This is a genomic window from Mesorhizobium sp. M7A.F.Ca.US.007.01.2.1, assembly GCF_003998165.1.
Classification (GTDB): domain Bacteria; phylum Pseudomonadota; class Alphaproteobacteria; order Rhizobiales; family Rhizobiaceae; genus Mesorhizobium; species Mesorhizobium ciceri.
Map to the genome: position 1 here is coordinate 1 of NZ_RZQP01000300.1, position 6239 is coordinate 6239.

8 protein-coding genes are annotated in these 6239 nt (G+C 61.1%); 3 read left to right on the top strand and 5 right to left on the bottom strand.

Annotation, left to right across the window (positions count from 1 at the left end):
- On the bottom strand, positions 1-939 hold a 939-nt coding region (locus EN949_RS31790), incomplete at its 3' end, for an MFS transporter (RefSeq protein WP_164782600.1).
- A 184-nt stretch (positions 940-1123) separates the two neighbouring features.
- A complete protein-coding gene (locus EN949_RS31795) occupies positions 1124-1525 on the bottom strand; it encodes an SH3 domain-containing protein (RefSeq protein WP_063168298.1) in 402 nt (133 codons plus the stop codon).
- A gap of 240 nt (positions 1526-1765) precedes the next feature.
- On the opposite strand from EN949_RS31795, the gene EN949_RS31800 reads away from it, so the two are divergent.
- The gene (locus EN949_RS31800; RefSeq protein ID WP_013530981.1) at positions 1766-2341 is read left to right on the top strand and encodes a TMEM175 family protein; all 576 of its coding nucleotides are present in this window, start codon (positions 1766-1768) and stop codon (positions 2339-2341) included.
- A gap of 52 nt (positions 2342-2393) precedes the next feature.
- Here EN949_RS31800 and EN949_RS31805 read toward each other — a convergent pair whose 3' ends face one another.
- Complete coding sequence (locus EN949_RS31805) at positions 2394-2675, bottom strand: hypothetical protein (protein ID WP_027160626.1); 282 nt, start codon at positions 2673-2675, stop codon at positions 2394-2396.
- A gap of 162 nt (positions 2676-2837) precedes the next feature.
- On the opposite strand from EN949_RS31805, the gene EN949_RS31810 reads away from it, so the two are divergent.
- On the top strand, positions 2838-3704 hold the full coding sequence (locus EN949_RS31810; protein WP_127366431.1) for an SDR family NAD(P)-dependent oxidoreductase: 867 nt from the start codon (positions 2838-2840) through the stop codon (positions 3702-3704).
- Positions 3705-3707: 3 nt separating this feature from the next.
- Here EN949_RS31810 and EN949_RS31815 read toward each other — a convergent pair whose 3' ends face one another.
- Complete coding sequence (locus EN949_RS31815; RefSeq protein ID WP_013530978.1) at positions 3708-4133, bottom strand: low affinity iron permease family protein; 426 nt, start codon at positions 4131-4133, stop codon at positions 3708-3710.
- Positions 4134-4395: 262 nt separating this feature from the next.
- Between EN949_RS31815 and EN949_RS31820 the strand changes: the two genes are divergently transcribed.
- A complete protein-coding gene (locus EN949_RS31820) occupies positions 4396-5643 on the top strand; it encodes a hypothetical protein (protein WP_013530977.1) in 1248 nt (415 codons plus the stop codon).
- A 105-nt stretch (positions 5644-5748) separates the two neighbouring features.
- Here EN949_RS31820 and EN949_RS31825 read toward each other — a convergent pair whose 3' ends face one another.
- Positions 5749-6042, bottom strand: coding sequence for a hypothetical protein (locus EN949_RS31825; protein WP_013530976.1), 294 nt, complete (start codon positions 6040-6042; stop codon positions 5749-5751).
- Between the last annotated feature and the right edge of the window lie 197 nt (positions 6043-6239).

Here is a 6239-nt window from a genome sequence, read left to right on the forward strand (position 1 = left end):
CATCAGTGCCATCGAGGCCAATATCTGCGCCGCCACCACCAACAAGACGCTTGGGATCATCAATGCCAGCGCAGCCAGCATCGCCTTATTGCTCTTCATGTGCATCAGAACGACAATGCTGATCGCGGTGACGATCGCCAGCTCGAAGAACAGCGCGCCGGCGACGGCATGGTTGGTCTCATGCAGCTGCTGCGCCAGGATGCTCGGCGCCAACGCGGCGTAGAACCCGACCAGCGCCATCGCGCCGAAGCCGGTCACCGCCGGCGCGACGAAGCGCGCACGGATTTCCTCCGGGACGGAAAGTCGCGGCCGCCAGGAGATCCCCCCGAGGCCGCCCGGCTTCGACACCGTTTCGCGAGTGCGCCAGACCAGGATCGTCACCACCACAAGTGCTGCCAGATAGACGATGAAGATCAGCCGCAACGGCCATGGCTCGTATTCAGCCAGAAATCCCGAAATCAGTGCGCCGAGGCCGAGGCCGAGGAAATTGGTGCTGGTGGCAATCACACTGGCGCGCGACTTGTCCGCGCCGGGAAGAAGCTCGGCAATCCACGCGGTTCCGGTCCCCGCGCCGACGCCGATGCCAAGCCCGCTCAGGATGCGGGCGACGTCGAGCGAGACGACGTTTACGGCAAACAGGAAGACAAGCGCACTGACGATGGCGACGAGCATGGCCGCCAGGCTCGCGGGCCGGCGTCCGACAATATCGGAGACGCTGCCCAACATCAGAAGTGCCGCCAGATTGCCGACGACATACACGGCGTAGATCAGCGTCAGGGTGATTTGTGAAAAGCCGAATTGCTGCTTGTAGACGATGTAGAGCGGCGTCAGCACCGTGCTGCCGGCAAACAGCACCGCAATCATCGCGGCGACGGTGGGGATTGCGAGAGCATCGCCACCTGCCCCTTCGTGCGTATGCGCAAAATCGCGAATGGCCATGGCCAACCTCGTCACCAATTTCGGGGATCGAGGATCTAACGCGGTTTCATCCACGACGTTCCAACCGACAGGCAGGCTCCTGACAGCACGGTGGACATTGCTTGAGCGGGATGTCCGCCGGCTGAACAGGCTCGGATCGGGGCCAGCGGCTCCGATCCGTCATCTATCGTTCAACCGGTCGGCGTTACCTGCAAGCAAAGCCGGGCGCGATCTTGCACTTGCCGGGACGCGGCCTGTGCGGCGGCCGATGGTGCGGAGGACGGTGCGGCTTGTGCCAGTGTGGCGGCCGATGCGGCGGACGCACGATGATGATTGGCGGGCGAACGATCTGGGAGCGTTCAAGATAACCGGCGCTGGCCCAGCCGCTCACGCCGCCGCCATGGATTCTACACCAGCCCGGCTGGCAGCCGGTGACATTGACCCTGAAGCCGGCGGGCAGCGTTCCCACTTTGGCGTATCCCGCTCCCGGCCCGCTGCGGACGTTGAGGTTGGTCGAGGTGTGAGCGCTGTAGGCGAAGGCCGCGGCGGACGTCCCGAACACCGCGGCCAGGATGGTCGCGGCCACAAGCAGAAAACGAAATCTCATCAGTCCCCTCCATTCGAATCCCGGCCGTTCATCTGCTTCGGCCAAGACTGCCCTGCAAGAGGAGCGGCCAAGCCAAGAAAAGTCAACAGGTGGGCGGCCGTAACCGTCCTGGCCAGCGGGACTGATGCCGGATTTTCCTTGGACATGGTTGAGGAATTTCGCGGTTGCCATTTATTGGCTCCTCAACATCCGCTAGCGTTACTCTCTTTCGACAATTCATCGCGGGCAAAGGTGGGATCCATGGGCAAAGGCAGGGTCGAGGCATTCACCGATGGCGTCGTGGCTATCATCATCACCATCATGGTGCTTGAGTTGAAAGTGCCGCATGGCGAGGATTTCTCCGCCTTGGTGCCGTTGTGGCCGATCTTCTTCTGCTACGTGCTGTCCTTCATCAATGTCGGCATCTACTGGAACAATCTGCACAACATGTTCCACACCGTTCAGCGGGTCGACGGGCGCGTGCTGTGGGCGAACCTCAATCTGCTGTTCTGGCTGTCGCTGATGCCGGTGACCACAGCCTTCATGGGCGAGAACCACTTTGCGCCGGTGCCGGTAGCAGTCTATGGCACCGACCTCGCGCTATGCGCCATCGCCTACACCATACTCGCCGCCGCGCTGCATCGCCTGCACGGCAATGATACCGCCTTTGCCAAGGCGCTGGGTAATGACCGCAAGGGGAAGCTCTCGCTGGCTGTCTATATCGTGGCCGTCGTGCTGACCTTCGTCAGCCAGTGGATCGGCGTCGCGCTCTATGTGCTGGTCGCGATGATATGGCTCGTACCGGATAGGCGCTTTGCGCGGGTGATCGAAAAGTAGTTGTCTTCACACATTTTCAAGGTAGAGCGCTGCACGGCTTTCCCAAATTGCCCTACTTGCGCATCGCTTTCAGTTTTTCCGCCACCGATGCGGCGAGGTCGGCATAGAGCTCCTCCAGCCGTTCCGCGGCCTTGATGATCGAGAAATCATGGCCGAATTTTTCCAGCGCCATGCGCAGTTTCTCGACGAACTCGGCTTGTTTCTCCAGCGCGGAAAAGAGTGTCTTCACCTGCGCTTCGCTGATGTCGGGATTGGCCAGCATCTGCGGCACCTCGCGGCCCATCTGGTCGCCAATGGCGGTCTGCTCCTTCAGAATTGCAACCCAGTCCGTCAATCAGGAACCTCCGTTTGTCCCCAGGCCTAAATCTCTTTTGCGGGGACAAGGGGCAACATGCGCAGCCTCGGCCGGACTGGTCAACCGACAAGACGAGCAGAGGCTTGCACCGGCCCGTTCCGGCGCTAAGTTCGGCGCCATCGAACAAGGAATCCATCGCCCATGATCACCGACGCCGAGATCCAGACCGCCCTGCCCGCGCTTGCTCCAGGCAATGCCGCCGTGATCACCGGCGCTGCCAGCGGCATCGGTCTGGCGGCCGCCAAGCGGCTTGCATTGCTAGGCATGAAGATCGTGCTGGCCGACATTGGCAGCGCGCGGCTTGACGACGCCTCGCGCGCCGTTTCCGCGATTGCCGGCGACGGTGCCGTGCTTGCCGTCGCCGCCGACGTTTCGAAGGCGGATGAGGTGGACCGTCTCGCCGAGAGGGCGTTCGGCGCCTTCGGCGGCGTGTCGCTGCTGATGAACAATGCCGGCGTGGGCGACAACCCCGGAAAGCCGTGGGAAAACCGCGATGCCTGGAAACGGCTGCTGGACATCAATTTCTGGGGCGTTGTGCATGGCGTGGAGGCCTTCGCGCCGCGCATGCTGGCCTCGGCCAGGCCGGGTCTGATCGTCAACACCGGCTCCAAGCAAGGCATCACCACGCCGCCCGGCAATCTTGCCTACAATGTCTCCAAGGCAGGAGTGAAAGCCTTCACGGAAGGCCTGGCGCACGCGTTGCGCAACGAACCCGGCGCCCATGTCGCTGCCCATCTGCTGATCCCCGGCTTCACCTTTACCGGTCTGACCGAGGGTGCGACGGAAAAACCGGCCGGCGCCTGGACCGGCGAACAGGTTGTGGATTTCATGCTGGAATCCCTGACCAGGGGAGATTTCTACATCCTGTGCCCGGACAATGAGGCGGCCCGGCCGCTGGATGAAAAGCGCATGGCCTGGGCGATCGGCGACATCATCGAGAACCGCCCCGCTTTGTCGCGCTGGCATCCGGACCACAAAGGCAGTTTCGCAGCCTTCATGAAAGGCTGATTTTCAGGCCGCTTGCTTTTTCGACCCGCGCTTCTGTGCCACGGCCTTCTTCGCCGCGATGTCGGCGATCTGTTCGTCATGCCGCTTTGCCGCACGCTCGCATTTGGCGCGGATTTCCTCGACTTCGGATTCGGTCAGATGCTCGATGCCGATGAAGTGGTTGTGGCCCTTGCCGACCCGGATCAGTTCGTCGAGCTTGGCCTGGATCGCCGCGCCGTCGCGGTTCTGAGTGTTCTGGATCAGGAAGACCATCAGGAAGGTGATGATGGTCGTGCCCGTGTTGATGACAAGTTGCCAAGTGTCCGAAAAGCCGAAGAACGGACCGCTCACCCCCCAGGCGATGATGATGAGGCAACAGACGGCGAATGTCGGCGGCAGGCCGGCTATGCGGGCGACCCAGTTGGCAACCTTGGTGAAATGCTTTTCCATCTATCGAAATCCTCGACGCTGCGGCGCGATGAGAAACAATCAGCGACCGCTTCAGGTTCCCCATGCGAACAAATACCTCAGGTACAATTGCCTGCACGCATAGGGAGAATAGTCTGGAAAACACACCTTATGGGTTCAATGCCACAGTACTCCTGCAGGCAAGAGTGCCTGTTCCTTCCGCTTCACAGCGGTTTACCTCCAGCCCCTTCCGCTGCGCCACCCCCGCATGGCGGAAGGGGTTTCAGTCCGGAGAGCGCGGAGCATGGTTTCCCGAAAGCGCCGACCGGCAGAAGGACAGACGGTCGCTCCACTTTCCCGCAGATTGCTTGGCAGCGCCGGCCTAGGCCTGCTGATGGCCTGCGCGGCCGTGACCGCCAGGGCAGAACCATCAACAGCACCGGCTGCCGAAATAGCGACCGATCCGACAATCACCGGCAGTCTCGAAAGGCATTGGACCAACAACGCGCTGGACAGCGACCATGCGGTCAAGGACTGGTACACACTGTTGCGCGGTTCGCTGCAGCAGCAATGGGGCGACAACGACGCCAACGCGAAATTCAGCGCGGACTTCCAGGTAACGCATTACGACAAGACGTCGATCGAGGACGACCGCGGATTGTCGCTGTCGGCCGAGGCCTTCCGCCGGCTCGGCCCGGGTCTCGAACTGAGGGGATCGCTGAGCTATCGCGTCTCCAGCACCGGCGACAATCTGGATATCGGCCCGCTGACGCTGGGTACGCGGGAGTTCAAGCAGGTCTTCGGCGCCCAGACACAACTCGGCATCGACCTCGGCAACGCCACATCGCTGATCCTCGAGGCCGCCGACAGCTACGAAAAGCTCGGCGCGACGCATTTCCAGGAAGATCTCATCTTGCCGGCGAAGCTGCATGCCGACCGCAATCTCTTCCAGTTGGCGGCTCGGGTCACCCGGACAGTTGGCCAGCTTGCCTTCGGCGCGTCCGCGTCTGCGCTCTTCGCCAGCGTCGAGGAAATCGGTTACCCGCCGCTGTTCCTGTCGTTCAACGCCTATACGCTGCGCGCCGAGGCGGCCTACAAGGCCACCGATGGTTCGACGCTCGGCGTGGCCCTGGGTGCGCAGTTCCTGCGTGGCGCCGATAACATCTACCAGCGCTGGCGTCCGACCTGGCAAGTCACCTTCGGCAAGCCTCTGCCGCACGGCTTCGAGCTGCGCGGCACCTATTTCGGTCGCTACGAAACGTCCGAAACCGACGACCCCCTGGCTTCGTGGCTGCAGCGCGCGGAATTGGAACTGGGCATGAAGGTGCGCGAAAACCTCGGCATCGCTTCCGGCATCTTCTATGAGCTCAAGGACAATTTGCTCTACGAGAACCAGGAGCGCCGCAAGGGCGTCTATGCCGAAGCGACCTACAACGCGACCAAATCGATGGCCATTGTCGTTCGCGTCGACGTTTCCGAGACCTTCAAGACCGTGATCGACGAGCGCGAACACACGGTCGATGCATTTGTGGGCCTGCGGGCGAAGATCTAGCTCATTCCCGCGCTTGACTGGGTAGGCCCACAAGCGGAGGCAGGAGGGTGTTGAAGACCCTCCTGCCCACGACACGTGACATAAGGATGCCCGTGACTTTCCTGCTCAGTGACGGCCGCCCAGCTTGTAGCTGTTGCCGCCAAGGACATTGACGCCGATACCGCTGAGAACGCCGGTAAGGACGTTGGTCTTGTTGCCGTTCAGAATGCCCTGGACGACATTGCCGCTCAGGATGTTGTTGCCACTCAGGATGCCATTGAGCGCGGTCACCTGGCCGACACCGATGGACGGCGACACATTGATCAGGCTACCCGAGCTACCTCCCCAGCCGCCGGCATAGGCGCCGACAGTCGAGAACGAAACCATAGCAGCGGTGAGTACAAAAGCGAACTTCTTCATGACTTCTCTCCATTGTTGCTAGTAGTGTTTTCTTCGACTTCTTACGACTTACCCCCGAAACGAGTAGTGCATTTTGCCGAAAGTCTTGCAACCTTGGAGTGTTTAATTTAACGGATACAATCCGTTTTCCATTTCTTAACTTTAATATTTTACGTTAAGAAAATTGGTTACCGTCGACGTCTTGAGCTGGTCAGACG